This is a genomic window from Lentzea sp. NPDC092896, assembly GCF_044754905.1.
Taxonomy (GTDB): Bacteria; Actinomycetota; Actinomycetes; order Mycobacteriales; family Pseudonocardiaceae; genus Lentzea.
The window spans coordinates 506,513-528,027 of the sequence record NZ_JBIVPX010000004.1 but is presented as its reverse complement, the minus strand read 5'-3'; the positions used below and the strand labels follow the sequence as shown (position 1 = coordinate 528,027).

The window sequence follows — 21,515 nt, the reverse complement described above, 5'->3', positions numbered from 1 at the left end:
CCCACAGTTCGCAACGAAGCGAGGAGTAACTCGATGGGTACGGCATGGAGACGAGCGGTGGCGGTCGCTGCCGCCGGACTGGTGCTCGCGGGGTGCGGTCAGGGGGCGAAGAGCGCGAGCGGCGGTGACTCCATCGCGAAGCTGGAGATCATGGCGCCCGCCGACCCCGGTGGCGGCTGGGACCAGACGGCGCGGGCCATGCAGTCCGCGGTGAGCGGGGCGAAGCTCGCGAACTCCGTGCAGGTCACGAACGTCGGCGGCGCCGGCGGCACGGTCGGCCTGCAGAAGCTCCTCAACGAGCGTTCCGAGTCGTTCCTGATGATCACCGGCCTGGTCATGGTCGGCGCGGTGGAGACCAACGCGTCGCAGGCCCGGCTGGAGGAGACGACGCCGATCGCGCGGCTGACTGCCGAGGACGAGGTCGTCGTGGTGCCCGCGGACTCGCCGCACAAGACGATCGACGACCTGCTGGCCGCGGTGAACGAGAAGGGCAAGGGCGTCTCGATCACCGGCGGTTCGGCCGGCGGCACCGACCACATCCTCGCCGGGATGCTGCTCAAGGCGAAGAACATCGACCCGTCCAAGCTGAACTACGTGCCGTACTCCGGCGGTGGCGAGTCGCTGGCGGCGTTGCTGGGCAAGAAGGTCGACGCGGGCATCTCCGGCATCGGCGAGTACAAGGAGCAGATCAAGGCGGGCAAGCTGCGCGCACTGGGCACGTCCGGCCCGAACCCGGTCCCCGAGCTGAACGTGCCGACGTTCAAGGACCTGGGCGTCGAGCTGATCAACTGGCGCGGCGTCGTGGCGCCCGCGTCGATCACGGCCGAGGCCAAGACCCGCCTCACCAAGCTCGTCACCGACATGCACGCGAGCCAGCAGTGGAAGGACGAGCTGTCCAAGAAGGGCTGGACGGACACGTTCCTGACCGGCTCCGAGTTCTCCACGTTCATGGCCAAGGAGATCGGGCGTGTGAAGCCCGCACTGCAGGACATCGGGCTCGTGAAGTGATTGCCGCAAAAATCGAGGAGTACGCGTTCGGCGGTCTGGTCGCGTCGATCGGGGTCTTCACCCTGATCGACGCGGGCACGATCGCCGCACGTGACGACAACGCCGTAGGACCACGCGCGTTCCCTTACGCCGTGGGAATTCTGCTCGTCGTGACGGGCATCGCGGCCATCATCGCGACCGCCCGCGGAAAGCTCGGCCAGGCCGAGGAGGGTGAGGACGTCGACGAGAACGTCCGCACCGACTGGGTCACCGTGGGCAAGCTGGTGGCCGTGCTGATCGCGCACCTGGTGCTGATCGACCTGGTCGGCTGGCCGGTCGCGGCGGCGCTGCTGTTCTTCGGCGCCGCCTGGTCGCTGGGCGCGATCTGGTGGAAGGCACTGCCCATCGCGATCGTGCTGGCGCTCGTCGTGCAGGTCGTGTTCGCGTACGGCCTGGGCCTCTCGCTGCCGGCCGGGATCTTCGAAGGGGTGCCGTTCCTCGATGGATAGCATCACCATGCTGCTGGAGGGTTTCGCGACCGCCGCGCAGCCCGAGTACCTGCTGTACGCGTTGCTGGGCGTCACGCTCGGCACCGCCGTCGGCGTGCTGCCGGGCATCGGACCGGCGATGACGGTGGCGTTGCTGCTGCCGTTGACCTACACGCTGGAACCCACCGCCGCTCTGATCATCTTCGCGGGCATCTACTACGGCGGCATGTACGGCGGCTCGACGACGTCGATCCTGCTCAACACCCCGGGCGAGTCGGCGTCCATCGTCACTGCCTTAGAGGGCAACAAGATGGCCAAGGCCGGCCGGGGCGCGGCGGCTCTGGCGACGGCGGCGATCGGGTCGTTCGTGGCGGGCACGATCGCCACGGTGCTGCTCACCCTCCTGGCGCCGACCATCGCGGACGTCGCGGTGCAGCTCGGCCCGGCGGACTACGTGGCGTTGATGGTCGTGGCGTTCACGACCGTGGCGGCACTGCTCGGGTCCTCCCCCGTGCGCGGCCTCGCGTCGTTGGGACTCGGTCTGTTCATCGGTCTCGTCGGCACCGACACGTTGTCCGGGCAGCAGCGCTTCACCCTCGGGGTGGCGACGCTGGCCGACGGGATCGACGTGGTCGTGGTGGCGGTCGGTGTGTTCGCGGTCGGCGAGGCGCTGTACGTGGCGTCGCGGCTGCGGCACGGGCCGATCGAGGTCGTGCCGATCGGCGGCAAGTGGATGACGCGCGAGTTCTGGTCGCGCTCGTGGAAACCGTGGCTGCGCGGCACGTTCATCGGGTTCCCGATCGGCACCGTGCCGGCCGGTGGTGCGGATGTGTCGACGTTCCTGTCGTACGCGGCGGAGAAGAAGCTCGCGAAACGGCCGGAGGAGTTCGGCAAGGGCGCGATCGAGGGCGTGGCGGGTCCGGAGGCGGCCAACAACGCCGCCGCGGCAGGCGTTCTGGTGCCGTTGCTGACCCTCGGGCTTCCCACGACCGCGACGGCCGCGGTGATCGTGGCGGCGTTCCAGAGCTACGGCATCCAGCCGGGGCCGTTGCTGTTCACCAACAACGGCCCGATGGTCTGGGCGCTGATCGCGTCGCTGTACATCGGCAACGTGATGCTGCTGGTGCTGAACCTGCCGCTGGTGAAGATCTGGGTGAAGGTGCTGCAGATCCCGCGGCCGTACCTCTACGCGGGCATCCTGCTGTTCGCGGCGCTGGGCACCTACGCGGTGAACTTCGTCGTGGACGACCTGATCGTGCTGCTGATCATCGGTGTGATCGGCTTCTTCATGCGGCGCCACGGTTATCCGGTCGCACCGCTGGTCGTCGGCCTGATCCTCGGGCCGATGGCGGAGGAGCAGGTCCGGCGCACCCTGCAGATCAGCGAGGGCAACCTCGGCGCGTTGGTGAGCAGCCCGTTCGCGGCGGTCGCCTACACCATCCTGGTCGTGCTGCTGGTGGTGGCTGTGGTGCTTCGGTTGCGCCGCAAGAAGTCTGAAGTGACGGTCTAACCGCGCACGGCGGCAAGTGCTTGTTCGTACAGCTCGAACGCATCAGCCTTGCCGCCGTGGCGGACCCACAGCTCTGACGCGGCGTCGACGCACGCGAACACCGTCGCGATGACACCCACCGCGCGGGCGTCCGGGATCTCGCCGGACTCGATGCCCATCCGCTTCTCGATCGCGGGCACGAGCGAGCGCTGCCACCTCAGCCGCTTCTCCAGATACCTGGAGTGCAGCGACGGGTTGGTGAAGATCAGCCCGGAGATCTCCAGCACCCGCTGCGGGGTGTGGTTGCCCGCGGTGAGCAGCGTGGTGAACCCGGCCCGCAGAGCGTCCCAGGTGGACATCTCGGGGTCCTGGGCCTCGACGGTCGCGACCAGCAGCTCGCCCAGCGCGTCCTGCTCACCGCAGACCAGGTCTTCCTTGGTGCCGAAGTAGCGGAACAACGAGCGTTGCGAGACGCCCGCCCTCGTGGCGACCTGGGCCATCGTGGTCGCCTCGTAGCCCTGTTCCGCGAACAGGGCCAGGGCCGTGTCGACGATCTCGGCGACCACGGCCTGACGCGACCGGTCCCACAACGTCGCCGGCTTCTCCATGAGCCCCACTCTATCCGCGCTGCACCATCCGCCCGATCATCCGCGCGCCCATCGCGCGGGAAGTCAGGTGACGCCCGGCGAACGCCAGCACGCGGTTCATCCGGCCCGAGATGACCCCGACCGGCGTGACGCGGCGGTCCAGCGCGCGCATCGCGGTCTCGACCACCTCGCCGGAGGTCTGCATCCGCAGGCCTCCCGTCATGTCCTCGCTGCCGGCGACCTCGAAGAACTCGGTTCGGGTCGCACCGGGTGACAGCACCATGACGCGCAGGCCCGTGCCGCGCGACTCGACCCACAGGCCCTCGGTGAAGCTCACCACGAACGCCTTCGTCGCACCGTAGACCGACGACCAGGGCGTCGCCTGGTAGGCCGCCATGCTCGCCACGTTCACGAGGAAACCGTGACCGTTGGCGCGCAACGACTCGATGAACGCCCTGCTGATCTCGACGACGGCGTTGACGTCGACCGCGACCTCCTGCCGCAACCGCTCGGGCTCCTCCTCGTGGAACGCCCTGAAGTTCCCGAACCCGGCGTTGTTGATGACGCTGGTGACGCCGAACCCGGCGACCTCCGCCGCCAGCCGCTCGCCGACGCCCGGCTGGGCGAGGTCCGCGGCCACGACGTGCACGGTCACGCCGTGCGCCGCCCGCAGCTGTTCGGCCAGTTCCTCCAGCCTGTCCTTGCGGCGCGCGACCAGCACGAGGCTCGATCCCCGTGCCGCCAGCCGCCGCGCGAACTCCGCGCCGATGCCCGAACTCGCCCCGGTGACCAGCACCGTCTGCTTCCTGAAGTCGACTCCCATGCCGACACCGTACGCCTGCCTGGCAGTCACTGCCAACCTGTCTTTATCTGCCCGAATTCATCCGTAACGTTGCCGGAGGAGCGACGATCTTGGGGCGTGGGAGGACAACGGTGATCCGGCGGCCCCGGCTCGAAGGGCTGCTCTGCGCGACGAGGCTCACGACGCTCGTCGCCCCCGCCGGGTACGGCAAAACGACACTTCTGACCCAAGCGCGCACCGACCGCCCGGTCGTGTGGCACACCTGCCAGGAAGGCCATCGGCTGGTGCAGCCGATGGCGGCCGCCCTGGCAGCCGGGTGGGCCGGCGTGCCGTCGGTGTCCGGAGAGGACGAGTCCGGTCGCGCGCACGCCCTCGCCGGTCTGCTGGCCGACGCCTGGCCAGAGGACGTGCTGATCGTCCTGGACGACATTCATGTGCTGAGACAAGAGGATTCGGCCGTTCAGCTGCTGGAGGCGCTGTGCCTTCAGCTTCCGCCGAGTGCGCGGCTGGTGCTGTCCGGACGGACGCCCGCGCCGTTCTCGTTGCGGCGCCTGAAGGTCGACGGCGAGCTGACCGAGATCACCGCGGCACAGCTCGCGTTCACGACGGAGGAGACGGGTGTGGTCGCCGGGCACGACGTGCACGACGTCACCGGCGGATGGCCGATCGCGGTGCGACTGGTGGCGGAGACGGGAACCGTCGAGGAGCTCGGCGATCTGGTGGACGAAGTCGTTGGCAGAGAACCACTCCAGACCCGCGAGCTGCTCAGGACCGCGGCCGCGTTCGATCGGTTCACCATCGATCTGCTGACCTCGCTGGGACACCAGAAGGCCGCGGTGATCCTGCCCGATCTGGCCCGGCGCGGGCTGTTCGTCGAACACGTCCGGGCCGAACCGGGGTGGTTCGCGCTCGTGCCGCTGGCGCGGGAGTTCTTGGAACCGGCAGTGGGGGTGCACGCGGCGGCAGCCCGGTGGTTCACCTCCCGGGGCGAGTACGTCCGCGCGGTGGATTCCCTTGCGGCGCTGGAAGACTGGCCCGGTGTCACGGCGTTGCTCGGCGAGGTGTTGCGAACTCGTGGCGCGGACGCCGTGCTGACCGCGACAAGCCTTGTGCCAGAGGAAGAACGCACAGCCGAGGTCTGGCAGCTCGAAGGCGTCGCGCACCAGTTGCGCGGAGAATGGTTGCCTGCGGCGGACCGGTTCACCCAGGCCACCGCGGACGGCCTCACCGCCGAGCTGGCCTGGCGGATGGCGTGGATCCAGCACCTGCGCGGCGGGCCGCAGGACGCGCTCAAGATCTGCGACGAGTACGTGCCGGACGGCGCCGATCCCGCGGCGGAGTCGATGCTGCTGAGCACCGCCGCGAGTGCGCACTGGGCGTTGGGAGATCTGGAGTCGGCTGCGGGGAAGGCTGTTGCCGCGCTGGAGATCGCCACCAGTGACGGCGGAATGGGCACCGCGCACACCGTCCTCGCGATGGTGGCCGCGGCGCAGGGAAAACGCGACGAACTGACCGAGCACTACGACCTCGCCTTGGATCATGCGCAGAAGGCCGGCGACGTGCTCGGTGTCATCCGCGTCCGCTCGAACCGCGCGTCGCACCACGTCGAGGCGGGTGAGCACGGGGCGGCGTTGCGGGAGATCGAGGAGATGCTGCCGCTCGCGGACGTCACCGGGTTCGCCACCTACCGGGCGATCGGGCTGCACAACCGCGGTGAGGCGTTGCTCGGACTCGGCAGGCTGGACGAGGCCGCGGCCGATTTCCACGCCGCGCAGAAGGTTTTCGACCAGGCGGGGAGCTGGCTCGCGGCGGCACCGCTGGTCTACCTGGGCGAGGTGCACCGGTTGCGCGGCGACCGTGCGCTGGCGGCGTTCGCGTTGCACGAGGCGCTTCGGCTCGCGGCGGCCAAGAACACCGTGCCGCACCTGGTTCTCGCTCATGTGGGGCTCGCCGAGTTGTTCTCGGACGACGATCCCGACCTGGCGCGGGAGCACGCCCGCAAGGCGTTGGAGCTGGGGGAAAGCGTGGCGGCGCTGCTCGTGCTGGGGTGGCTCGACCACGACAAGGGCCTGTGCCAGGAGGCGGCGGAGATCGCGACCCGGCGTGGCGACCGGGCGGGGTTCGCGCGGTCGTTGCGGTTGCGGGGAGTGCTGGAACGCGACCCGGTGCTGCTGGACCAGGCGCTGACGTTGTGGCGTGAGATCGGCAACCCGCTCGGCGAGGTCCGGGTGCGCACGGCTCAAGCGGCGTTGATCGGTGGCGCGGCGGGAGAACAGCTGGCTTTGGAGGCACGGCAGCAGGCCGCGGATCTGGGTGCCCGTGTGCTCGTCGAAGCCGCCGCGTCCGTCGCCGAGACGTGCCGGAAAGCGGCCAGGCCGGCGTTGTTCATCCAGACGCTGGGCGGGTTCCGGGTGCTGCGCGACGGCGAACCGCTGCCGCCCGCCGCGTGGCAGTCGCGCAAGGCCAGGGACCTGGTGAAGATCCTCATCGCCCGGCGCGGGAGGCCGATCACCCGTGAGGCGCTGGGAAACCTGCTGTGGCCCGACGAGGAACCGGAGAAGGTCGCGAACCGGCTGGCGGTGGCGTTGTCCACGGCCCGCAGTGTGTTGCGCGCGGGCACGGGGATCGTGGCCGAGGGGGACGCGATCCGGCTCGACCCGGACGTGCTGCCCGTCGACGTGGTCGCGTTCCTGGCCGACGCGCGGGCCGGACTCGCTGCGGCACAGCGGAACTCGTCCGAGGCGCAGTCACTGCTCGCGGCCGCCGAGTCCGCGTACCACGGCGACTTCCTGGAAGAAGATCCGTACGAGGACTGGGCGGCCCGGCTGCGCGAGGAGGCCCGGCTGATCTACCTGCAGGTGGTGGCGGTGCTCGCCGCACGGGCCGAATCCGGTGGGGAGCACGCACTGGCAAGCAGGTACTGCCTTCGCGTGCTCGAACGCGACCCGTACGACGAGCCAGCGCACCTGATGCTGGTGCGCGTCCTCGCCGCGGCAGGGAGTCATGGCGAGGCTCGGAGGAGCTACCAGACCTACGTCACGCGGATGCGGGAGATCGAGGTCGACCCGCACCCGTACCCCAGGGTCTTCATTGGGAGCACACGACGTAGGGCGTGATCGACCAGCGGATGGCCTGGCCCTGCGCGTCCGTTCCCTCACCGGTGACGGTCGCGCCGGCGCCGGCCGGGGTGACGTCCTCGATGATCCCGCCGCCGACCGCGCCACCGGCGCTCACGACCTGCTCGTCGCCTTGGCAGGCAACGGACTTCGAGGCGGTCTTGGTGACCACGACCGTCGGGGTGCCGCCGCGCAGCACCAGTCCCGGCCGGGTGCCGCAGATCGCGTGCGCCGTGACGTCGCCGTCCCCTGACGTCTCGACCAGGCCGCTCTTGAGGTTGCTCTTGGGCGCCATCTTCGTGAAGTGCCCGCCGGCGGTCTCGCCACCGACGCCGAGCGCCTTCTTGGCGCTGGGGCAGGTCGCCTCGGCGTTCTTCGTGCCGCTCTTGGACACCAGCGTGAACTCACCTGGCGCACAGGTCGCCCGCACCGTCACTGTCCACGGCAGCACGGTCCCCACGCCGTGCTCGACCGCTGTCACCTCGGCGCTCGTGAGGTCGTCACTCGGGCGCACGCGGGTGATCGTCGTCCGCTCGCCGGTCACCGCGCCTCCCGTGCCGACGACCTTCGTGCCGTTCGGGCAGCTGACCGAGACCGTCTTGCCCGCCGACGTCGCCGCGCTGGTGGCCTGCACCGTCACGACGTCCGTGCTCGCCTGCGCCACGCCCGGACTCGTCAGAGTCAGCACGAGCAGGGCCGTGCTCATCACCTTCACGTTCATCCCCCTTCGGGTCCGCGGGCCTGGTCAGCCCGCGGACCCGAAGGATGCCGCGCTCGCTTAAAGCCGCATTAAGGTCAGGGACAGCTGACCAGGACGTCGCCGTCGGTGGCGTCGAGGCAGGTGTCCACGCCGAGGCCGCCGTTGAGCGTGTCGTTGCCGGCCGCGCCCCAGATGAGGTCGTTGCCGTTCAACGCCGTGATGCTGTTCGCGAGCGCGTTGCCGACCAAGTGGTCGACGAAGTTGGTGCCGGTCAGGTTCTCCACGTCGCTCGCGACGTAGTCCTTGAGCGCCAGCGTGTCGTAGCCGTCGTCGGTGCCGGAGCCGATGGTGACCGAGACGCCGGAGTTCGGGTGCAGCGAGCTGCCGATGCTGTAGTCGACGCGGTCGATGCCGGTGCCGCCGTAGACGTTCACGCCACCGCGCTTGGGCCGAAGCTGGTCGACGCCGTCGCCGCCGCTGATCGTGCCCCTGGCGCGGGTCTCGATGACGTCGTTGCCCGCCTCGCCGTACACGTGGGCCGGCATCGCGTCGGCGTTGGTGTTGTCGTAGGCGACGTTGACGCGGTCGTTGAGGTCGTTCGCCCGGATCTGGATCGACGTGATCAGCTTCGTGGCACCGGACTCGTAGACGCAGTTCACGTTGGCGCCGCTGAGCGTGCAGCCGGCGCCGACGGCCAGCAGGTCACCGGAGTCGGTGATGGTGAGGCGGTGCAGCGCGGTGTCCAGGCCGACCGTGATGTTGTTCGTCTTGCCGGGCTCCGCCTCGACGATCAGCACGTTGTTCTGCACGTAGACGGTCGTGTGCGGTGCGGCGTGCGCGACGGCGGGCATCGCGATCGCGGCGAGGGCCGCGGCGCCGAGTCCGATGAGCAGTCTCATGTTCTCCCCTTGGTGGTCGTTGCCTTGCGGGGAACAGCCTGCTCAGCGCTCTTTCGGTCACCTTCGGGTCGTTTTAGGGCCGTCTTTCTGCTCGTAGCAGAACGGCCCTTTGCGGCCGTCCCGATGCTGTCACCATGACGACATGGCGGAGATCCTGGACTTCAAGCGCACCCCGGAGCCCCTGTGGCGGGAAGCCCTGGGCCGGAAGCTTCGCGAGACCAGGGAGGAACGCGGCGACCGGCTGGTCGACGTGGCCGACCGGGCGGGCATCTCGGTGCAGTACCTGTCCGAGATCGAACGCGGCCGCAAGGAGCCGTCGAGCGAGATGATCGCGGCGGTCGCCGGAGCGCTCGGCATCGACCTGGCCGATCTGCTGATCGGCATCGCCGGCCAGGTCCGCAACCTCCGCGCCCCCGGTTTCCGTCCCGGAAGCCACTTCCACACCTCACGCCCGACGGGCCGCCCCTCCGGTCCCGTGGCGATGGCCTTCGCGGCCTAGCCGCGCTGGTCCAGCACGCGGTCGACCAGCCCGTACTCGACCGCGCCCGTCGCGTCGAACACGCGGTCCCGGTCGGTGTCGTGGCGCAGTTCGGCCACGGTCCGGCCGGTGTGCCGGGCCAGGATCGCCTCCAGCTGCGTCCGCACCCGCACCACCTCGTCCGCCGCGAGGATGAGGTCCGGGATGGTGCCCCGCCCCTGCGCCGCCGGCTGGTGCAGCACGACCCTGGAGTGCGGCAGCACCGACCGCCGCCCTTCCGCCCCCGCGGCCAGCAGCACCGCGCCCGCCGCGACCGCCTGCCCCACACAGGTGGTGGCGACCGGCGCCTTGATGTAGCGCATGGTGTCGTACAGCGCGAGCATCGCCGACGGGTCGCCGCCCTCGCAGTTGATGTAGAGGTTGATCTCCAGGTCGGGGTTGTCGGCTTCGAGGTGGAACAGCTGCGCGATCAACGCGTTGGCGACACCGGAGTCGATGCCGGTGCCCAGGTACACGATCCGCTCGGACAGCAGGTGCGAGTAGACGTCCATGACCCGCTCGCCGCGAGCGTCCCGCGTGATGACGTTGGGAATGGTGTAGGTGCTCATGCGACGGCTCCCGAGTGCAGTCCCAGCTTGTGCATGCGGACGGGGACGACCTGGCCCAGGTCGCTGACGATGTGATCGATGAACCCGTACTCCAGCGCCTGCGCCGTGGTGAACCACCGGTCGTGCAGCGAGTCGGTGAAGATCCGGTCGAACGGCTGCCCGGTGTCCTCCGCGATCAGCCCGAGCACCGTGTCACGGGTGTGCCGCAGGTCGTCCGCCTGCACCTCCACCTCCACGGCGGACCCGCCGATGCCCGCACTCCCCTGGTGCATCAGGATCCGGGCGTGCGGCAACGCGAACCGCTTGCCGGGCGCCCCCGCCGACAACAGGAACTGCCCGGCACTGCAGGCCAACCCCAGCGCCAGCGTCGCCACATCACACGGCACCAACCGCATCACGTCACGAATCGCCAGCATCGACGGCACCGAACCACCCGGCGAGTTGATCCACAACGCGATGTCCTGCCGCGGATCCTCACTGGCCAGCGACAACATCTGCGTGGCCAGCACCGTGCCGTTGTCGTCGTCGAGCGCGCCGTCGAGAATCAGCACCCGCTGACCGAAGAACCGTTCCCGCAGCCCTGGGCTGAAGAGCTTCTCGCTGTTCGTCATGGCACCGACGATGCCGGGAGGCGCGGCCGGCCCGCTTCGTTCTCTGCTGTGGGCAGATCAGCTCACAGCAGCCCTCACACGGCGAGCACCCGTTGGTAGGTGGTCGGAATCGGGTCGTCGAACGGATCGGTCACCGGCTCACCGTCCGCCTCGATCCAGGCGTGGAACGCCTGCGGGTCGCTGGCCACACCCAGGCACCACTGCACCGACGCACCGCGCAACGCCGCGGTGAGCGCGGCCGTCAGCGAGAGTTCGAGGCACGCCACCCGTCCGGGATGAAACCGGCTGACCCGCTTGGCCGCCGCAAGTGCCTGCAGCGCCTCGGCTTTCGTCGCCGGCCGCCTGGCCCGGCCGCGCTTCACGACCTTGAAGCCCTTCACCGTGACCCGGAACGGCAACCACAACAGCACGAGCGCCAACGGCAACGCCACGGCCGCCACCAGTCGCGGCCTCAGCCCCACCCGGGTGCGAGGAGCCAGCGCGATCGGCACCCCGCCACTACCCCGGACGAGGGCTTCAGGTTCCAGCAGACCTCGCTCCACCAACGCGGACAGGAGTTCCTCCGCGTGCACGCGAATGCCTTCCGGAGACTCCCGCGGGTACCGGCTCACGAAGATCTCGACCGCGATGTCGAGGCCACCGGCGCAGATCTCGGTGCAGAGTTCGTTGCCGGTGCGGTTCAGCTTGTGCCACTGACCGGTGGCCACGTTCAGCAGAACGAGACCGCCGTCGTCCTCGGAGGTCGTGTGCACCGAGTCCGGAACCACGAAATGCGTCATGTCGAAGCCACTTTTCTCGCGTTCGCGCGAAGCCACACCTCAACGGCGAGAACCTGGTTGAGCGCACCCCACGGCACGCGCAGCCCGTTCACCGCGTCCTCGAGCACCTGGCGGACCGGGACCGGGTCGATCAGCCCGAAGTCGGCCGCCGCCGAATCGGCGAGGTACCGCCGCAGCTCGGGCGCCGCCCGCCGAATGCCCTGATAAGCCTCGCGGCTGTAGTCCCCTTTGGTCTCCCTGGACAGGACGCGACCAGGAACGAGGCCTGCCAGCGCCTTCTTCAACAGGGGCTTGGCGACGGCCGGGTCCGCGCGCCGTCGCGCCGGAATCGCCATGGCGGCACGCACCACGGCCGTGTCGAGGAACGGGGCGTGGGCGTCGATCCCGACTTCGGCGGCGGCTTCCCGGTGCACCTGCTGCGTGAGACCGTGCAGGCGCAACTGGTTGAGCACAACGGACTCGCCGGCGTCCACATCGGACTCCTGCGCGGCCACCGACCGGGCCTGTGCGGCCAGCAGGTGCCGGGTCGATCGCGTGAACCAGTGCACCTGCGGCAGTTCCCAGCGCGCGACGACCGAGACCTCCCACGGCACGTCACCGACCGGGCGGCCCTGTTCCAGGGTGCGGGCGAGCCGGAGCAACGCGCGCCCGCGGCCGAGGCCCGCCATGGCCACCGCCCGCCGGAACACGCTCAGCGGAGACCGGTTGCGCAGCCGTGCCCAGGCGAAGCAGTGCCGCCACAACGTGGCGAGCTCACCGCGCCGGGCGAGGTCGACGAAGTAGGCGCCGGGAGCCCACAGCACGGCATCGCCGCCCTCACCCATCAGGTGGACGTCGGCGCCGAGTGCGGCGGCGGCCGAGAACCTCAGCCGGGCCGGGCCGCAGGCGATCGAGGCCGGGTGTGGCTCGTCCCCCATCGACACCAGGTCCTGGAAGGGAAGGTGTTCTGGTGGCAGCTTGACGAGCTGGTGGTCGAACCGCCGTTCCACGCTGACGTAGCGCTCGGCGCGTTCCACGTCGTCGAGGACCGGGGCATCTGGGTTGTAGTGCGTGAACACCGGAAGTCCTGGCACGTCGCGGAGAGCGAGACAGGCGATCGAGGTCGAGTCGAGACCACCGCTGAAGTCGGAGACCAACCGGCGTGCGGAAAGCGCTCGGGCCCGCACCGCGGCCACGAGCGCGTCGCGCAGCATTTCCGCCGCGTCGGCCTCGCTCAGGCCGGGATCCACGCGCAGTGGCGCGTAAGGACGTTCGTCGAGCAGGCCGCCGCCGATGTGGAGCGCATGACCTTCGCGGACCCGCCGGACACCTCGGTACAGGCTGCGGTTCTCCAGCAGGCCCGCTCCGTCGAGGCAGGCCAGCCGGGTGGCGAGGTAGACCTCGTCGATCTCGGATCCGAGATCGCTCGCCTTCGTGCCATGTCGCCCGGAATCGTCGTAGTAGAGCGGAAACTGACCTACCGGGTCGGCGAACAGCGTCGTTCCACCCGGCTGCCGCACGACAGTCGAATAACAGCCGACGTGGCCGGTGAGAACACGATGTTCACCGGATTCGGTGAACTCGGCGAGAGAGCGCGCGAGAACGTCCTCTTCGGCGAAGCACTGGCCGAAGACCTCCGCCGTAGCGGCCTGAGTTCTAGTTGAAACTCTGGCCGGAGGCATCGCTGGAACCGCTGGCACTTCCGAAGGTGATGTCGTAGACGGATCCCAGGTCGAACAGGACAGGCGGCTCGTAACCCTGGTCGGCCGCCGCAGCGTCCACGTCGTTCTCGATCAAGAAACTGCCTCTCCCGGCGCCGACAAGGGCGTAAGAATAACCCCTCAGAATGCCATCAAGACCGCACCCCTACATCACAGCGAGTCGCGCTGGAACCTGCGGATCGCACACTTGGGGGCTTCCGACTGATGCCTCAACCGCCGCTACCATGGCTTGGCGCTTCAATTCGAAGCCGAGGGTTGGGGAGGCACCGAGTGCCCAGTGGCGACAGGCACGCCCGAGACCTGATCTGGGGCCGGACGTCCGACGCTCTGCGCGACCTCAACCGCAGGCGGGTGCTCCGCGCGATCATGGTCTCTCCCAGCACCCAGGTGAATCTGGCCAAGTTCACCAACCTGTCCCAGGCGACCGTGTCCGGAATCGTCCAGGAACTGCAGCGGGACAACCTGATCGTGGTCGACGGCAACGACAACGAACGCGGGAAGAAGGTCAGTCTCAGCAACGTTCGCGGCGTGGCCATCGGCGTCGAGGTCAGCTACGACACGGTCACCGTCGCCGCGCGCCGGGTCGACGGTGACGTCGACCGCGTCGTGGTGGACTGGTCCGGTCGCGGCGCGGAACACGGCAGCCAGGCGTGGATGCGCGAGTGCGTGCAACTGATCGGGGAGGTCGTCCGGCGGACGGGCCTCGACGAGACCGACATCGTCGCGATCGGGCTGGGCATCCCCGCCGCGGTCGATCCGCGCACGAGCACGATCTCCCAGGTCGCGTGGGCGCTCGACTGGGAGCGGGGCATGGACCCCGGCGCCCGCCTGCAGGAGCACTTCCCCGGCGTGCCGGTCATCATGGACAACGAGGCGAACTACGCCGCGTACGGCGAATATCTCTACGGCGCGGGGCGCGGCACCGAGACCATGCTGTTCGTGAAGTCGTCGACCAGCGTCAGCGCGGGCCTGATCATCAGAGGCCTGATCTACCGCGGCAGGCACGGTCTCGCGAGCGAGATCGGGCATCTCGTGATGGACCCGAACGGCGTCGTCTGCCAATGCGGCAACCGCGGCTGCCTCGAAACCGCGGTCGGCGGCGCGCGTCTGGTCGAACAGGTCCGCCGGGCCTACGTCGGCTACCGGGTGGATCTGCCCAACAGCCTCGCGAACATCGTCGAGCGCGCGAAGAGCGGAGACCTGTTGTGCCGCAGGGTGCTTCAGGACGCGGGCCGCAACATCGGGATCGCGCTGTCCAGGACGTGCAACCTGCTCAACCCGGAGAAGGTGTTCATCGGCGGGGAACTCGGCAGGGCGGTCGAGCTGGTGATCGAGCCGGCCGTCCAGACGATGCGCCTGCACTCGCTCGGCGGGATGTTCAACTACCTGGCCCCGATGACCGTGGAGGCCTCCGAACTCGGCCTGAAGGCCGGGGCACAGGGCGCCCTCGCGTACGCGCTCACCGTCCACCACATCCGGCCGAACTGAAGAAGGCCGGTCTTTGATTTCGGCGTGATCAACGATCACCTCAAACGATCACGCCTTTCCCAAAGAATTCGTTGTTGCTTTTCCCTCGCGTATTTAGCCTTGTCGTGGCGCCACTCTTCCCGCCAGCAAGCCGATTCGCAAGGGGGCCCGCCATGAGCACCTCGCCGGACCGGTCCAGTCGGCCCACAGGCCGATGGGACCACGTCAGCCACACCGTTCTGTTCCTCGAAATCGCTTCTTCGGACGGCCCCGGCGGTACCGAGAGCGACCGCCAGGTGGCCAGGGCACCACTGCACAGGGTGGTGCGCTCCGCATTCGCGGATTCGGGAATTCCCTGGGCGACCTGCCGTCACGACGAACGGTACGACGGCGTGCTGGTCGCCATTCCGCCCAGCATCGCCACGTCGGCGATCGTCGACCGGCTGATCCCCTGCCTCGAGACCGGAATCCGGCGCTACAACCGCGAAGCCGCTCCCGTGCGGATACAGCTCAGGGCGGCCCTGCACGTCGGCCCCGTCATCGCGACCGCCGACGGGCTCACCGGGCCGGCGATCGCGGCGGCGTCCTCGATGCTGAACTCGCGGGAACTGGTCAACCACCAGCTGAAGACCGGCGCCGACCTGGCACTGACGGTGTCGCCGCAGGTCTACGAGACCGTGATCCGGCACGCCTCCGGATACGCGGATCCGACGCGCTACCGGGAGATTCACTCGGAGGGTTCCGCGGCGTGGCTGTGCGCGGCGGAGTGAGCCGGGACGAACTCGTTCGCCGGCCTGCCCGGCACGTCGACGTCGACGGCGAACACCGCGCCGTCGTGCAGCGAAGGGCGGCGCAGGCCGTACTTCGCGGTGGTGACGAACAGGCGGCTCATGTCCGGGCCGCCGAGGCAGACGCTCGTGGGCTGGCGGGCGGGGAGGCACACCTCCCGGTCCAGGCGGCCGTCCTGGCGGTAGCGGCGCACCGCGGACGCTCCCCAGAAGGCGATCCAGACGTTGCCCTCGACGTCGGTGGTCATGCCGTCCGGGGTCTGGTGCGGGGTGTGCAGGAAGACGCGGCGGGCGCCCAGTTCGCCGCCGTCGCCGACGTCGAAGCGGTGGACCACGCCCCGTGCGCTGTCGGCGAGGTAGAGGTGCCTGCCGTCGTGGGAGAACGCCGGGCCGTTCGGGATCGTCAGTCCTTTGAGGACGGGTGAGGGCGATCCCAGGCGGTGCAGGGCGCCCGTGCCGGGTTCGGTGTCGTAGGCCATGGTCGTCACCCAGAAACGGCCTGCCGGGTCGGCCACCGCGTCGTTGACCCGCATGCCCTCGTCCGCGAAGGTTTCCTGCCGCGGACCGTTCAGCAGGCCCGCGCCGGTGCCGAACGCGGCCATCAGGTCGTCGCTGTCCCGCACTGGCGCCACGGCGCCCACGGGGACCGGAAGAGTGGCGATCTCCTTGAACGGCGCGGGAACGTCGCCTCGGGTCTCCAGGACGCGGCCGGCCAGCAGGTCCACGACCACCAGCCTGCCGTTGATCCAGCGGGCGCCTTCGCCGAGTTCGAGTTGCTCGAAGTTCCACTGCGTCAGCGTCATCGGACGGTGCTCCCTGCTCGCAGGTCCAGCAGTTCCAGGTCGGCCCGGGTGGGCAGGCCCTGCCAGTCGCCGGGGGTGGCGACGGCGAACGCGGCCACGGCGTTGCCGCGCTGAAGCCGGGCTTCCGCACCGAGACCGTCGAGGTGGCCGGAGAGGTAGCCCGCGACGAACGCGTCGCCCGCGCCGGTGGTGTCGGCGACGGTGACGCGGTGGGCGGCGGCGGACCAGGTCCCGTCCGGAGTGCGCACGGTGGCGCCGTCCGCGCCGTGTTTCAGGACGACCTCGGGTACCTGGTGGTCCCCGGCGATCGGGAGTTCGTCGTCGGAGGCGATCAGCACGTCCACCCGTGCGAGAAGCGGCTGGATCGCCTTGCCCGCCTCCTCCGGCGACCACAGCTTCGACCGGAAGTTGATGTCGAGGCTGACCGTGCTGCCCGCCTCGTGGCCGAGGTGGATCGCCTCGGTGACGGCGGCGAGCGCGGACTCGCTCAGGGCCGGCGTGATACCGGTGACGTGCACGACCCGCGGCACACCGGCGGTGAACGAGCGGCGAACGTCCTCTGTGGACAAGCGCGACCCCGCAGACCCGCTGCGGTAGTAGAGAACGCGCGTGATGTCGGCGGTTCGCGGTTCGAAGAGGATCAGGCCGGTGGCGGCGTCCGACGTGATCCGGGCGGCACCGATGTCCACCTGCTCGGCCAGCAGCGTGCGGCGGACGAGTGAGCCGATCTCGTCGGCGCCGGTGACGCCGGTCCAGCGCACCGCGTGGCCGAGGCGAGCCAGACCGATGGCCACGTTCGACTCGGCACCGGCGACGGTGAGCTCCGCGGTTCCGCCCAGCCGGAACGGGCCGGCGGCGCGGAACGCACCCATGGTCTCGCCCAGGGTGAGCACGTCGGTCATGCCGTTCCTCCTGCGTGAGCGGTGATCGTCAGACGCCAGCGCACCGAACCCGAGGAGGGCACGACCGCGACCGGACGGGTGATGTCGTGACGGTCGAAGGTGTGACCGAGCATGGGTTCCACGCCGACGCTGCGGTACGGGTCGTCTTCCGGCCAGCCCTTCAGGTTGCGCCACAACGCGATGGCGACGGGCTGGCCCGCGCACTCGACGCGCAGGTCGAGCTGCTGATCTCCGTCGATCACGCGGATCTGGCCGCGGTCGAGCACCGCGCCCACCGCCGTGCCGTCGTCAGGCCCCAACGAGTCCAGGCCCGCGGGCCACTCCCGCAACTCCGGAACCGGATCGGTGATCAGCACGGAAGTGCCGCCAGGAGCGTCCAACCGGGCATGCGGGCTGACGTCGAGCAGGGCGTGCGCCGCCCACACGAACCGGTAGCCGGGCTCGGCGATCAGCTCGTAGTCGGCGATGACCGCGCCACCGGCGGACGACATCGAGCGGCTGAGCGTGAAATCAGGACAGTCCACTCCGGCCTGATGCCACGGCCTGCTCCACGCGTCGCCGTGATCGGGCAGGCCGCGCACCGTCGGAACGCACTCCTCCAGGCCACCCGCGTCGACGAACGCGGAGCCCGGCGTCACCCCGGCACGCGCGGGATCGGCTCGGTGCCACAGCCACTCGCGGTCGGCTGTGCGCAGCGAGGTCCAGCGTCCACCGAGGCCGTGATCGACCTCGACGGACAGCGGCACAACCCTGGTGACCTGCACGGTTCGTCCCTGACATGATCAATCAGCAGTTAATTACTAATTTATCTTGCCATGGGTCGCCGTCAGGACCAACAGTCAGCTCGTCGTGCAGGCCGTCCCGTTGAGCGTGAACGACGCGGGCGCGGTGTTCCGGCCGCGGACCGAGCCGAGGAACCCGATCTCCACCTCACCGCGGGGCGAGATCGTCCTCGTGTACTCGACGCTGGTCGCGGTGACGGCCGAGCCCCGCTGGGACACCGACGCGTTCCACATCTGCCGCACGGTCTGCCCGTCGGCGAACGTCCACTTCAGCGTCCAGCCGTTGATCGCGGCACCACCGGTGTTCCTGATCGTGATCTTCCCCTGGAACCCGTCCTGCCACTGGCCGTCGAGCCGGTAGGCGACCGCACAGGGTGGTGGCGGAGTGGTCGTCACGACGGGAGGCGGCGAAGTGGTCGTGGGCACGGACTTCGACGACTCGACGCGCTGCGCGGGAGGCGGAGCGGTGGTCGTGGTCGTCGGGACGGCGTCCATGCCGTTGCAGGGCGCTCCCCACAGGCCGCGGTCTTGGCGCGCCGCACCGAGTTCGGCGTCGGCGAGCGCACCGGCGGCGGCCTGGGCCCTCAACACGCCCTCCCGCACGGCGAGCAGCGCGTAGTCGGTGCCGTCCTCCAGCCGGAGGTTCACCTCGCCGGGCGTGAGCGAGCTGACCCGAACAGGCTTGGCCAGCAACGACTTCTCGGCGAACGTGCGCGCGGCGGCGGCCCAGCAGTCCGCGGGCGGCGCCAGCAGCGAGACCTGGACGCGCTGGCCGGTGTCGAGCTCGACCGTGCGGCCGTCGATCACCGCGCGCACGACGGCCGGCAGGTCACCGGTCGCCTCGTTGACCAACGTCGGCTGACGCACCTGCACCGGGGCGGCGACGGGACGTGACTGGCCCTCGACCGTGCACGCGCACGTCAAAAGGACCAGGAGAAAGGACAAGGACTTCCGCAACACCAGGGACTCCCGCGCACGTTCATGCAAACCTGCACGACCGTAGCGGTCTCCGAGCCCCGCTCACATCCGCCGTTCGGCCTTGATCAACCGCGCCGGCAGGACGAGCGGCCACCTGTGACCATTTCACCGATCATTGGGGCATAATGGCAATGTGCCCCGCCCCAAGCATGTTCCCGCGGACGATCTGGAATTCCCCGCCGAGCTGGATCCGGACCGCCCGAAAGGCGACCAGCTCAGGGAGATTCTGGAGGCCGTCGCGGCCGATGCGGGGCCGGGCAGGCTGATTCCGTCGGAACGATTCATGGCCGAGCATTATCAGATCTCCAGGAGCACCGTCCGGCTGGTGATCAACCGACTGGTGGCCGACGGGCTGCTGTACCGCCAGCACGGCAACGCCACCTTCACCGCCGAGCGTCCTCCCACGCAGATCGACATGCTGACGTCGTTCACGCAGGACGTCGAGGCGCGTGGCTCGACACCGGGGGCGAAGGTGCTGGTGGCTCTCGTGGAATCCGCGGGCGCCGAGATCGCCGGACGTCTGAACATTCCTCCCGGCGCGCCGGTGTTCCGGCTGGAAAGGCTCCGTTCGGTCGACGGCGAACCGTTCGCACTGGAGCGCACAAACCTCTCGCTCGACCATTTCCCCGGTATCGACGAATTCGACTGGGCGACGCACTCACTGCACAGGACGCTCACCGAACGGTTCGGTGTGATTCCGGACTGGAATGACACGGCGATCAGCGCCGTGTTGCCACCGGCGCAGGACGCGGCGCTGCTGGCGATCGAGCCGAGCCAGCCCTGCCTCGTGCTCAAGGGCACCCTGCACGCGGCGGACGGCCGGGTGATCGAGGCGGGGCGCTCGCTCTACCGGGCCGACCGCTACACCGTGTTCACCACCGCACGCCGGTCGCGGTGAGCGCGTAGGAGCTCGACGCAGCGATCCACCAGCACCTCCGACGCGCCCTGTTCCACCAGCGCGATGTAGGACTCGTAGAGACCCTCGCGGTAGGCGTCGTGGTCAGGCAGGTAGCCGGCGTAACCGTCGGTGTAGCCGATCACCCTGGTGTGCGCGTACGGGCTGGCGGCCCTGATGCGCAACGCGATCGATGAGAACAACTCGAAGGGCGTATGCAGCCAGGCGACCTCCCCCAGTGACACGACGGTGACCGGCACCTCCGCCTCACCGGGCAACCCCGCGGCGGCCAAGGTGCTGAGCATCAGCGTTCCCTCGTACCTGGTCTGCGCGATGCGGACGGCAGGGTCGTTCTCCTTGGCGGGCAACATCTTCCGCCATCCGCGTTCGGCGCCCTCGCGCAGTTGGCGGCACTCGGCGGGCGACGGCAGCGAGCGGTGGGGCAGTCGCAGCACCGTTCGCGTCAGCCGGATCGGTTCCTCCACCGGCCGACCGGACGACAGCAGTCCCGTGATCGACTCGGCGAGCCTGCCACCGAGTGCGGACACCTCGGCGTGACCACGTCCCTGGCGGACGAACCGCGAGCTGGCATCACCCGCCGCGCCCTGCAGGAACGCGACCACCGGGGCGAGCCCGGCAAGTTCCCTGCGGGTGGCACCCGGCCAGTCCGCCGACCAGTCGAGGTTGTCGGCACCCAGCACGGTCGGATGGCTGGCGTAGTCGAAGAGCAACGCCGCCACAGAACCGTCCGGGTGGTGCAACGTCAGCACGCCAACCGATCCGTCGTGCGGCCCGTCCTGCCGGTTGCGGTTGCCGCCGACCCGCGCCGCCGCGCCCTCGTGCCAGCGAGCGCTCACCGGTGTCCGATGTGGACGGATGCCGCGGGCCACCGTCCCCACCTGCTCGGTCAGCCGCTCGACGAGTTCGGGTTCCCGCTGCGCCGGCATCCCCGGGTGGATCGCCCCGGTCCACCCGTCCGGCCCGGAATGCGTGTGCGACGCGCACACCAGCACGCGGTTCGCGGGAACTCCGGTCTCCTGCGCGACCACCGCCGCCAGCGCGCGGGTGAGCGAGACGTCGGTGGCCAACGCGTCCAGCGTCACCCACACCACGCCCGGATCGTCGTCGGACGACAACCAGACCAGCGTGGCCTCCAGGTCGTCGTGCACGCCGGTGGCGACGCCCTCCCTGGACAGGTAGCCGCCCATCGGGTGGCCGGAACCCGGCGTGATCACCGTGCGACCGGCCGCGAGCAGGAGTGTCATCGAGTCAGCACCGGCTCGGTCAGGACTCCGCCCCGTCCGGCCGTCTGCGCCAGCGCGGCCAGTTCGTCCACGTCACCGTCGCGCACCAGGACCTCCAGCAGCATCGGCAGGTTGAGACCGGTCACGATCCGCACACCACCCCGGCGTGCCGCCAGCAGCTTCGCGGCGTTGGCCGGCGTACCTCCGGGAAGGTCGGCCAGCACGAGCACCTCCGGCGCGGCGCCGACGAGGTCCGCGAGCCGTTCTCCGTACGAGTCCGGGCTTTCCGCCGGGCCGAGCTCACAAACCAGGAGCCGGGACTGCGGGCCGACCACGAGCTGGGCCGCGTCGGCGACACCGGACGGCAGCGCGCCGTGCCCGGCCAGCAGGACGGGTGTGGTCATCGGTCGTT

Annotated in this window: 23 protein-coding genes; 8 read left to right on the top strand and 15 right to left on the bottom strand. The window is 69.7% G+C overall.

What is annotated here, in order from left to right; genetic code table 11:
• Nucleotides 1–57 precede the first annotated feature (57 nt).
• The 3 genes from ACIQF0_RS23430 to ACIQF0_RS23420 are packed head-to-tail and all read left to right on the top strand — an operon-like array spanning nt 58 to nt 2,985.
• The gene (locus ACIQF0_RS23430; RefSeq protein ID WP_401032511.1) at nt 58–1,008 is read left to right on the top strand and encodes a Bug family tripartite tricarboxylate transporter substrate binding protein; all 951 of its coding nucleotides are present in this window, start codon (nt 58–60) and stop codon (nt 1,006–1,008) included.
• Nucleotides 1,005–1,496: a tripartite tricarboxylate transporter TctB family protein gene (locus ACIQF0_RS23425; RefSeq protein WP_360041305.1), complete on the top strand. Its 492-nt coding sequence runs from the start codon at nt 1,005–1,007 to the stop codon at nt 1,494–1,496. Before ACIQF0_RS23430 ends, ACIQF0_RS23425 begins: the two co-directional genes overlap by 4 nt.
• Nucleotides 1,489–2,985 (top strand): tripartite tricarboxylate transporter permease, encoded by a 1,497-nt coding sequence (locus tag ACIQF0_RS23420; protein ID WP_360041307.1) that lies wholly within the window; start codon nt 1,489–1,491, stop codon nt 2,983–2,985. Before ACIQF0_RS23425 ends, ACIQF0_RS23420 begins: the two co-directional genes overlap by 8 nt.
• Here the strand turns inward: ACIQF0_RS23420 and ACIQF0_RS23415 are convergent.
• Nucleotides 2,982–3,572 carry a TetR/AcrR family transcriptional regulator gene (locus tag ACIQF0_RS23415; RefSeq protein ID WP_401032509.1) on the bottom strand — a complete coding sequence of 197 codons (591 nt, stop codon included), beginning with the start codon at nt 3,570–3,572 and terminating at the stop codon, nt 2,982–2,984. The two genes, ACIQF0_RS23420 and ACIQF0_RS23415, sit on opposite strands and share 4 nt — an antisense overlap.
• A gap of 10 nt (nt 3,573–3,582) precedes the next feature.
• Nucleotides 3,583–4,374, bottom strand: a complete 792-nt coding sequence (locus tag ACIQF0_RS23410) for an SDR family NAD(P)-dependent oxidoreductase (RefSeq protein WP_401032508.1) — start codon at nt 4,372–4,374, stop codon at nt 3,583–3,585.
• Between the two features lie 110 nt (nt 4,375–4,484).
• Here ACIQF0_RS23410 and ACIQF0_RS23405 point away from each other — a divergent pair, with 110 nt between their 5' ends.
• The gene (locus tag ACIQF0_RS23405; RefSeq protein WP_401032506.1) at nt 4,485–7,469 is read left to right on the top strand and encodes a BTAD domain-containing putative transcriptional regulator; all 2,985 of its coding nucleotides are present in this window, start codon (nt 4,485–4,487) and stop codon (nt 7,467–7,469) included.
• On the opposite strand, the gene ACIQF0_RS23400 is transcribed toward ACIQF0_RS23405, so the two are convergent.
• Nucleotides 7,441–8,175, bottom strand: coding sequence for a hypothetical protein (locus tag ACIQF0_RS23400; protein ID WP_401032504.1), 735 nt, complete (start codon nt 8,173–8,175; stop codon nt 7,441–7,443). The two genes, ACIQF0_RS23405 and ACIQF0_RS23400, sit on opposite strands and share 29 nt — an antisense overlap.
• Nucleotides 8,176–8,264: 89 nt before the next feature.
• Nucleotides 8,265–9,068: a calcium-binding protein gene (locus tag ACIQF0_RS23395; protein WP_401032503.1), complete on the bottom strand. Its 804-nt coding sequence runs from the start codon at nt 9,066–9,068 to the stop codon at nt 8,265–8,267.
• A gap of 142 nt (nt 9,069–9,210) precedes the next feature.
• Between ACIQF0_RS23395 and ACIQF0_RS23390 the strand changes: the two genes are divergently transcribed.
• Nucleotides 9,211–9,567, top strand: a complete 357-nt coding sequence (locus ACIQF0_RS23390) for a helix-turn-helix transcriptional regulator (protein WP_330273428.1) — start codon at nt 9,211–9,213, stop codon at nt 9,565–9,567.
• On the opposite strand, the gene ACIQF0_RS23385 is transcribed toward ACIQF0_RS23390, so the two are convergent.
• The 5 genes from ACIQF0_RS23385 to ACIQF0_RS23365 all read right to left on the bottom strand — a co-directional run bounded on the left by ACIQF0_RS23385 (nt 9,564) and on the right by ACIQF0_RS23365 (nt 13,320).
• The gene (locus ACIQF0_RS23385; protein ID WP_401032500.1) at nt 9,564–10,154 is read right to left on the bottom strand and encodes a ClpP family protease; all 591 of its coding nucleotides are present in this window, start codon (nt 10,152–10,154) and stop codon (nt 9,564–9,566) included. The two genes, ACIQF0_RS23390 and ACIQF0_RS23385, sit on opposite strands and share 4 nt — an antisense overlap.
• The gene (locus ACIQF0_RS23380) at nt 10,151–10,765 is read right to left on the bottom strand and encodes a ClpP family protease (protein ID WP_401032499.1); all 615 of its coding nucleotides are present in this window, start codon (nt 10,763–10,765) and stop codon (nt 10,151–10,153) included. Before ACIQF0_RS23380 ends, ACIQF0_RS23385 begins: the two co-directional genes overlap by 4 nt.
• Before the next feature lie 74 nt (nt 10,766–10,839).
• On the bottom strand, nt 10,840–11,544 hold the full coding sequence (locus tag ACIQF0_RS23375) for a lasso peptide biosynthesis B2 protein (RefSeq protein WP_401032497.1): 705 nt from the start codon (nt 11,542–11,544) through the stop codon (nt 10,840–10,842).
• Nucleotides 11,541–13,205 (bottom strand): albusnodin/ikarugamycin family macrolactam cyclase, encoded by a 1,665-nt coding sequence (locus ACIQF0_RS23370; RefSeq protein WP_401032495.1) that lies wholly within the window; start codon nt 13,203–13,205, stop codon nt 11,541–11,543. Before ACIQF0_RS23370 ends, ACIQF0_RS23375 begins: the two co-directional genes overlap by 4 nt.
• Nucleotides 13,180–13,320, bottom strand: a complete 141-nt coding sequence (locus ACIQF0_RS23365; protein WP_401032493.1) for a hypothetical protein — start codon at nt 13,318–13,320, stop codon at nt 13,180–13,182. The genes ACIQF0_RS23370 and ACIQF0_RS23365 overlap by 26 nt, the downstream gene beginning before the upstream one ends.
• Nucleotides 13,321–13,514: 194 nt before the next feature.
• Here ACIQF0_RS23365 and ACIQF0_RS23360 point away from each other — a divergent pair, with 194 nt between their 5' ends.
• Together ACIQF0_RS23360 and ACIQF0_RS23355 are read left to right on the top strand one after the other, a co-directional pair.
• Nucleotides 13,515–14,732: an ROK family transcriptional regulator gene (locus ACIQF0_RS23360; RefSeq protein ID WP_401032491.1), complete on the top strand. Its 1,218-nt coding sequence runs from the start codon at nt 13,515–13,517 to the stop codon at nt 14,730–14,732.
• 152 nt (nt 14,733–14,884) lie between these two features.
• Nucleotides 14,885–15,481, top strand: coding sequence for a hypothetical protein (locus ACIQF0_RS23355; protein ID WP_401032490.1), 597 nt, complete (start codon nt 14,885–14,887; stop codon nt 15,479–15,481).
• On the opposite strand, the gene ACIQF0_RS23350 is transcribed toward ACIQF0_RS23355, so the two are convergent.
• The 4 genes from ACIQF0_RS23350 to ACIQF0_RS23335 all read right to left on the bottom strand — a co-directional run bounded on the left by ACIQF0_RS23350 (nt 15,439) and on the right by ACIQF0_RS23335 (nt 18,946).
• Nucleotides 15,439–16,302 carry an SMP-30/gluconolactonase/LRE family protein gene (locus tag ACIQF0_RS23350; RefSeq protein ID WP_401032488.1) on the bottom strand — a complete coding sequence of 288 codons (864 nt, stop codon included), beginning with the start codon at nt 16,300–16,302 and terminating at the stop codon, nt 15,439–15,441. The two genes, ACIQF0_RS23355 and ACIQF0_RS23350, sit on opposite strands and share 43 nt — an antisense overlap.
• Nucleotides 16,299–17,204 carry a sugar kinase gene (locus tag ACIQF0_RS23345; protein WP_401032486.1) on the bottom strand — a complete coding sequence of 302 codons (906 nt, stop codon included), beginning with the start codon at nt 17,202–17,204 and terminating at the stop codon, nt 16,299–16,301. The genes ACIQF0_RS23350 and ACIQF0_RS23345 overlap by 4 nt, the downstream gene beginning before the upstream one ends.
• A complete protein-coding gene (locus tag ACIQF0_RS23340) occupies nt 17,201–17,968 on the bottom strand; it encodes a hypothetical protein (protein ID WP_401032484.1) in 768 nt (255 codons plus the stop codon). The genes ACIQF0_RS23345 and ACIQF0_RS23340 overlap by 4 nt, the downstream gene beginning before the upstream one ends.
• A 75-nt stretch (nt 17,969–18,043) precedes the next feature.
• Nucleotides 18,044–18,946: a cellulose binding domain-containing protein gene (locus tag ACIQF0_RS23335; RefSeq protein ID WP_401032483.1), complete on the bottom strand. Its 903-nt coding sequence runs from the start codon at nt 18,944–18,946 to the stop codon at nt 18,044–18,046.
• Between the two features lie 151 nt (nt 18,947–19,097).
• On the opposite strand from ACIQF0_RS23335, the gene ACIQF0_RS23330 reads away from it, so the two are divergent.
• Nucleotides 19,098–19,862 (top strand): GntR family transcriptional regulator, encoded by a 765-nt coding sequence (locus ACIQF0_RS23330; RefSeq protein WP_401032481.1) that lies wholly within the window; start codon nt 19,098–19,100, stop codon nt 19,860–19,862.
• Here ACIQF0_RS23330 and ACIQF0_RS23325 read toward each other — a convergent pair.
• A complete protein-coding gene (locus ACIQF0_RS23325; protein WP_401032479.1) occupies nt 19,826–21,124 on the bottom strand; it encodes a hypothetical protein in 1,299 nt (432 codons plus the stop codon). The genes ACIQF0_RS23330 and ACIQF0_RS23325 overlap by 37 nt on opposite strands.
• Complete coding sequence (locus tag ACIQF0_RS23320) at nt 21,121–21,507, bottom strand: PTS sugar transporter subunit IIA (protein WP_401032477.1); 387 nt, start codon at nt 21,505–21,507, stop codon at nt 21,121–21,123. The genes ACIQF0_RS23325 and ACIQF0_RS23320 overlap by 4 nt, the downstream gene beginning before the upstream one ends.
• Nucleotides 21,508–21,515 lie beyond the last annotated feature (8 nt).

Excerpts from the sequence above, each read along its gene's own strand:
- ACIQF0_RS23410 (WP_401032508.1), bottom strand. The coding sequence starts at position 4,374 with ATGGGAGTCGACTTCAGGAAGCAGACGGTGCTGGTCACCGGGGCGAGT.
- ACIQF0_RS23370 (WP_401032495.1), bottom strand. The coding sequence starts at position 13,205 with ATGCCTCCGGCCAGAGTTTCAACTAGAACTCAGGCCGCTACGGCGGAG.
- ACIQF0_RS23375 (WP_401032497.1), bottom strand. The coding sequence starts at position 11,544 with ATGACGCATTTCGTGGTTCCGGACTCGGTGCACACGACCTCCGAGGAC.
- ACIQF0_RS23345 (WP_401032486.1), bottom strand. The coding sequence starts at position 17,204 with ATGACCGACGTGCTCACCCTGGGCGAGACCATGGGTGCGTTCCGCGCC.
- ACIQF0_RS23355 (WP_401032490.1), top strand. The coding sequence starts at position 14,885 with ATGAGCACCTCGCCGGACCGGTCCAGTCGGCCCACAGGCCGATGGGAC.
- ACIQF0_RS23385 (WP_401032500.1), bottom strand. The coding sequence starts at position 10,154 with ATGAGCACCTACACCATTCCCAACGTCATCACGCGGGACGCTCGCGGC.
- ACIQF0_RS23390 (WP_330273428.1), top strand. The coding sequence starts at position 9,211 with ATGGCGGAGATCCTGGACTTCAAGCGCACCCCGGAGCCCCTGTGGCGG.
- ACIQF0_RS23350 (WP_401032488.1), bottom strand. The coding sequence starts at position 16,302 with ATGACGCTGACGCAGTGGAACTTCGAGCAACTCGAACTCGGCGAAGGC.
- ACIQF0_RS23320 (WP_401032477.1), bottom strand. The coding sequence starts at position 21,507 with ATGACCACACCCGTCCTGCTGGCCGGGCACGGCGCGCTGCCGTCCGGT.
- ACIQF0_RS23400 (WP_401032504.1), bottom strand. The coding sequence starts at position 8,175 with ATGAGCACGGCCCTGCTCGTGCTGACTCTGACGAGTCCGGGCGTGGCG.
- ACIQF0_RS23395 (WP_401032503.1), bottom strand. The coding sequence starts at position 9,068 with ATGAGACTGCTCATCGGACTCGGCGCCGCGGCCCTCGCCGCGATCGCG.
- ACIQF0_RS23420 (WP_360041307.1), top strand. The coding sequence starts at position 1,489 with ATGGATAGCATCACCATGCTGCTGGAGGGTTTCGCGACCGCCGCGCAG.
- ACIQF0_RS23380 (WP_401032499.1), bottom strand. The coding sequence starts at position 10,765 with ATGACGAACAGCGAGAAGCTCTTCAGCCCAGGGCTGCGGGAACGGTTC.
- ACIQF0_RS23415 (WP_401032509.1), bottom strand. The coding sequence starts at position 3,572 with ATGGAGAAGCCGGCGACGTTGTGGGACCGGTCGCGTCAGGCCGTGGTC.
- ACIQF0_RS23325 (WP_401032479.1), bottom strand. The coding sequence starts at position 21,124 with ATGACACTCCTGCTCGCGGCCGGTCGCACGGTGATCACGCCGGGTTCC.